The 5,704-nt window shown below is 46.3% G+C and carries 2 tRNA genes and 3 rRNA genes; all 5 read right to left on the bottom strand.

Annotation, left to right across the window (positions count from 1 at the left end):
* Positions 1–4 precede the first annotated feature (4 nt).
* Positions 5–112 (bottom strand): 5S ribosomal RNA (gene rrf / locus BMZ55_RS11160).
* 130 nt (positions 113–242) lie between these two features.
* Positions 243–3,006: ribosomal RNA gene (locus BMZ55_RS11155) — 23S ribosomal RNA — on the bottom strand.
* 328 nt (positions 3,007–3,334) lie between these two features.
* Positions 3,335–3,411: transfer RNA gene (locus BMZ55_RS11150), tRNA-Ala, on the bottom strand.
* A gap of 81 nt (positions 3,412–3,492) precedes the next feature.
* Positions 3,493–3,566, bottom strand: a tRNA-Ile gene (locus tag BMZ55_RS11145).
* A 184-nt stretch (positions 3,567–3,750) separates the two neighbouring features.
* A 16S ribosomal RNA gene (locus tag BMZ55_RS11140) occupies positions 3,751–5,267 on the bottom strand.
* Together the 16S, 23S and 5S rRNA genes with 2 tRNA genes alongside form the textbook arrangement of a ribosomal RNA operon.
* Between the last annotated feature and the right edge of the window lie 437 nt (positions 5,268–5,704).

The following is a 5,704-nucleotide window of genomic DNA, read 5'->3' as shown; positions in this document are numbered from 1 at the left end:
AAAAAACTGGCGGCGACCTACTCTCCCGCTTTCGCAGTACCATCGGCGCTAGAGGGCTTAACTTCTGTGTTCGGAATGGGAACAGGTGAGCCCCTCTGCTAAAACCACCCTAAAATTGGTATTAGCTTTTGGCTGTAGGCCATAAGCATAAAGCTTATAGCTCAAAGCGTAATGCTTATAAAAAATCGATAAAAACGTTCACAAAGAGACAACCGTAGTTGCACTGTCGAGTGCCATAATTAGGCAATAAATCTACGGGTAATTAGTACTACTCGGCTATGACATTGCTGCCTTTACACCTATAGCCTATCAACGTTGTCATCTCCAACGACCCTTAAAAGATGTCTCATCTTGAGGCAGGTTTCGCACTTATATGCTTTCAGTGCTTATCCTTTCCAAACGTAGCTACTCAGCGGTGCTCCTGGCGGAACAACTGATACACCAGAGGTTTGTTCAAATCGGTCCTCTCGTACTAGATTCAAGCCCTCTCAAACATCTAACGCCCGCAATAGATAGAGACCGAACTGTCTCACGACGTTCTGAACCCAGCTCGCGTGCCACTTTAATGGGCGAACAGCCCAACCCTTGGGACCTTCTCCAGCCCCAGGATGTGACGAGCCGACATCGAGGTGCCGAACCTCCCCGTCGATATGAGCTCTTGGGGGAGACTAGCCTGTTATCCCCGGAGTACCTTTTATCCTATGAGCGATGGCCCTTCCATACGGAACCACCGGATCACTATGTCCTGCTTTCGCACCTGATCGACTTGTAGGTCTCACAGTCAAGCACCCTTATGCCATTACACTCTACGCACGGTTACCAAGCGTGCTGAGGGTACCTTTGAAAGCCTCCGTTACTCTTTTGGAGGCGACCACCCCAGTCAAACTACCCACCACGCAGTGTCCTTCCGTTAAGAAGTTAGGCTCCAAATAAACAAAGGGTGGTATTTCAACGTTGACTCCACCGACACTAGCGTGCCAGCTTCAAAGTCTCCCACCTATCCTACACATTGTTTATTCAAAGTCAATACGAAGTTATAGTAAAGGTTCACAGGGTCTTTTCGTCCCATTGCGGGTACTCGGCATCTTCACCGAGACTACAATTTCACAGAGCTCATGGTTGAGACAGTGCCCAGATCGTTACACCATTCGTGCAGGTCGGAACTTACCCGACAAGGAATTTCGCTACCTTAGGACCGTTATAGTTACGGCCGCCGTTTACTGGGGCTTCAGTTAATTGCTTCGCTTGCGCTAACAACCTTCCTTAACCTTCCAGCACCGGGCAGGTGTCAGACCCTATACAGCATCTTTCGATTTAGCAGAGTCCTGTGTTTTTGATAAACAGTCGCCTGGGCCTCTTTACTGAGGCCAGCATTGCTGCTGGCGTCCCTTCTTCCGAAGTTACGAGACTATTTTGCCTAGTTCCTTAACCATGATTCACTCTAGCACCTTAGGATTCTCTCCTCGACTACCTGTGTCGGTTTTGGTACGGGTTGCTTCACTTCGGCTTTTCTTGGAAGCACTTTCCCTACAACAACTTCGCCCGAAGGCTAGGTCTTGACTATTCCGTCAGTCTTCAGTAAGTACGGCACTCCGTCCCCTTTTTAGTGTGAGCAAGTATGGGAATATTAACCCATTGTCCATCCACTTCCCCTTTCGGGTTCGCGTTAGGTCCCGACTAACCCTCAGCTGATTAGCATGGCTGAGGAAACCTTAGTCTTTCGGTGAGCGGGTTTCTCGCCCGCTTTATCGTTACTTATGCCTACATTTTCTTTTCTGTCCGCTCCACAAGGCCTCACGACCCTGCTTCTGTGCAAACAGAATGCTCCCCTACCAGATATAACTCAAAAGTTATAAATCCATAGCTTCGGTACTATACTTATGCCCGATTATTATCCATGCCGAACCGCTCGACTAGTGAGCTGTTACGCACTCTTTAAATGAATGGCTGCTTCCAAGCCAACATCCTAGCTGTCAATGCAGTTCAACCGCGTTATTTCAACTTAGTATAGATTTGGGGACCTTAGCTGTTGGTCCGGGTTCTTTCCCTCTCGGACATGGACCTTAGCACCCATGCCCTCACTGCTGCAGAACATTTATTAGCATTCGGAGTTTGTCAGGAATTGGTAGGCGATGAAACCCCCGCATCCAATCAGTAGCTCTACCTCTAATAAACTATATTGCAACGCTGCACCTAAATGCATTTCGGGGAGTACGAGCTATCTCCCAGTTTGATTGGCCTTTCACCCCTACCCACAAGTCATCCGAAGACTTTTCAACGTCAACCGGTTCGGTCCTCCACTTTGTGTTACCAAAGCTTCAACCTGCCCATGGGTAGATCACAAGGTTTCGCGTCTAATCCTACTAACTAAGCGCCCTATTCAGACTCGCTTTCGCTCCGCCTCCGTACCTGAAGTACTTAAGCTCGCTAGTAAAATTAACTCGTAGGCTCATTATGCAAAAGGCACGCCGTCACCCAACTTGTGGGCTCCGACCGCTTGTAGGCGTACGGTTTCAGGTTCTCTTTCACCCTTCTATTCGAAGTGCTTTTCACCTTTCCTTCACAGTACTTGTTCACTATCGGTCTTTCAGGAGTATTTAGCCTTGGAGGATGGTCCCCCCATATTCAGACAGGATTTCACGTGTCCCGCCCTACTCATTTATCATCCAAATATGCCTTTCAATTACGGGGCTATCACCCTCTATGGCTGTTCTTTCCAGAACATTCTTCTAAACATATAAAGACTTTTGGGCTAATCCGCTTTCGCTCGCCACTACTTACGGAATCTCTTCGATTTCTTTTCCTCCGGGTACTTAGATGTTTCAGTTCTCCGGGTTTGCTCTCTAATAAATTAGAGTGACTGATCTTCAACCAGCCGGGTTGCCCCATTCGGACATCTGCGGATCAATTCGTGTGTGCCGATCCCCGCAGCTTTTCGCAGCTTACCACGTCCTTCTTCGCCTCTGAAAGCCTAGGCATCCGCCATACGCCCTTAACGATTTCTTTCCTAATAATATATTAGTTCAGTTTTTTTTGTCTAACACGACCGTGTTAAACTAGTTTTATTTAAACTCGGCACTCGAAAGTGCTCGGTTTTCTCTTTGTGATGTTCTTATCGTTAATGTCAATGATCATATATCTTACTACTTCCTTAGTAAACAGAAATTGTTTTTGGCTCTTTCCGTCACTTTGAAACTAAAGTTGTAATACGTGAATAATATAGGTCTCGATCCTATCAAATAACCCGATTACTCAGTTTATTTCGCCTCCTAGCGGCATAATTCTTAAATCTGTAAGTAAATATCTTCTGTTCTTGTTACTTTTTACTGTAACCTGGTGGAGAATAAGGGAGTCGAACCCTTGACCTCCTGCGTGCAAGGCAGGCGCTCTAGCCAACTGAGCTAATTCCCCTCTAGTTGCTGTATGCTTTAAGCCATAAGCCATAAGCTTTATGCTTACTGCCTAAGGCATATTGCCTACCGCTTCAATTAGTAGTCTCGGGCAGGCTCGAACTGCCGACCTCTACATTATCAGTGTAGCGCTCTAACCAGCTGAGCTACGAGACTCTCTCTAATTAATAATTATTAATTAATAACCGTTAATTATCTCTCCTCCCTAATACTAATTTCTAGTGGGTATATTTTATAAATAGCAACCAAATAAAGAAAAACTAAAGCATAACTTCGAGCAAGTGCTCTGGTACTAAAGTACCGTTTTGTTTGTTTATACTCCCCTAACGAAGAGTCTCAAAAATGAGATGTTCCAGCCGCACCTTCCGGTACGGCTACCTTGTTACGACTTAGCCCTAGTTACCTGTTTTACCCTAGGCAGCTCCTTTTACGGTCACCGACTTCAGGTACCCCAGACTTCCATGGCTTGACGGGCGGTGTGTACAAGGCCCGGGAACGTATTCACCGCGCCATGGCTGATGCGCGATTACTAGCGATTCCAGCTTCATAGAGTCGAGTTGCAGACTCCAATCCGAACTGAGACCGGCTTTCGAGATTTGCATCCTATCGCTAGGTAGCTGCCCTCTGTACCGGCCATTGTATTACGTGTGTGGCCCAAGACGTAAGGGCCGTGATGATTTGACGTCATCCCCACCTTCCTCTCTACTTGCGTAGGCAGTCTCACTAGAGTCCTCAACTGAATGTTAGCAACTAGTGACAGGGGTTGCGCTCGTTGCAGGACTTAACCTAACACCTCACGGCACGAGCTGACGACAACCATGCAGCACCTTGGAAAATGTCCGAAGAAGGGTCTATTTCTAAACCTGTCATTTCCCATTTAAGTCTTGGTAAGGTTCCTCGCGTATCATCGAATTAAACCACATAATCCACCGCTTGTGCGGGCCCCCGTCAATTCCTTTGAGTTTCATCCTTGCGGACGTACTCCCCAGGTGGCTAACTTATCACTTTCGCTTGGTCTCTGAAGCTTGCGCCCCAAAAACGAGTTAGCATCGTTTACGGCGTGGACTACCAGGGTATCTAATCCTGTTCGCTCCCCACGCTTTCGTCCCTCAGCGTCAGTTAAATCTTAGTGACCTGCCTTCGCAATTGGTGTTCTAAGTAATATCTATGCATTTCACCGCTACACTACTTATTCCAGCCACTTCAAATTTACTCAAGACCGACAGTATCAACGGCAGTTTCATAGTTAAGCTATGAGATTTCACCACTGACTTATCGGTCCGCCTACGGACCCTTTAAACCCAATAAATCCGGATAACGCTTGCACCCTCCGTATTACCGCGGCTGCTGGCACGGAGTTAGCCGGTGCTTATTCGTATAGTACCTTCAGCTACTCTCACGAGAGTAGGTTTATTCCTATACAAAAGAAGTTTACAATCCATAGGACCGTCATCCTTCACGCGGGATGGCTGGATCAGGCTCTCACCCATTGTCCAATATTCCTCACTGCTGCCTCCCGTAGGAGTCTGGTCCGTGTCTCAGTACCAGTGTGGGGGATCTCCCTCTCAGGACCCCTAAAGATCATTGACTTGGTGAGCCGTTACCTCACCAACTATCTAATCTTGCGCGTGCCCATCTCTATCCACCGGAGTTTTCAATATTAAATGATGCCATTCAATATATTATGGGGTATTAATCTTCCTTTCGAAAGGCTATTCCCCTGATAAAGGTAGGTTGCACACGTGTTACGCACCCGTACGCCGCTCTCAAAGTCCCGAAGGACTTCTACCGCTCGGCTTGCATGTGTTAGGCCTCCCGCTAGCGTTCATCCTGAGCCAGGATCAAACTCTCCATTGTATGTTTGTCTGACTCACTCAAAGTTATTGACGCTTTATGTTTTTCCTTACTTTTTTGGTTGTTATTTGTATGTCAATGATCTCTCTTCTTTTCGCTTTATTTCCAGTCACCTCTTCTGTCGTTGTGCGTCTGAATTGCGAGTGCAAAAGTATAAAGTTTATTTTAAATGACCAAATCTTTTTGAATAAAATTTAAAAGTTTTTTTTAACCCCTAATTTCAATTCCTAAAATTCAATCCCGCTCCAACTTCGCTCCCCATCTCTCTCGATTTGGGACTGCAAAGATAAGAACGTTTTTTTAATCTGCAAGCTTTTTTTTAAATAAAATAAAAAAACTTTTCGTCTCTCCATCTACTCTCAATTAACCTGTCTCTCTACTTCGCTACTCTGTTTTAGAGTGGTGCAAATATACAGACACCTCACATACCATGCAACCCT

This window comes from Kaistella treverensis, from assembly GCF_900114045.1.
GTDB classification, from domain to species: domain Bacteria; phylum Bacteroidota; class Bacteroidia; order Flavobacteriales; family Weeksellaceae; genus Kaistella; species Kaistella treverensis.
This window is presented reverse-complemented; position numbering and strand designations above follow the sequence as displayed.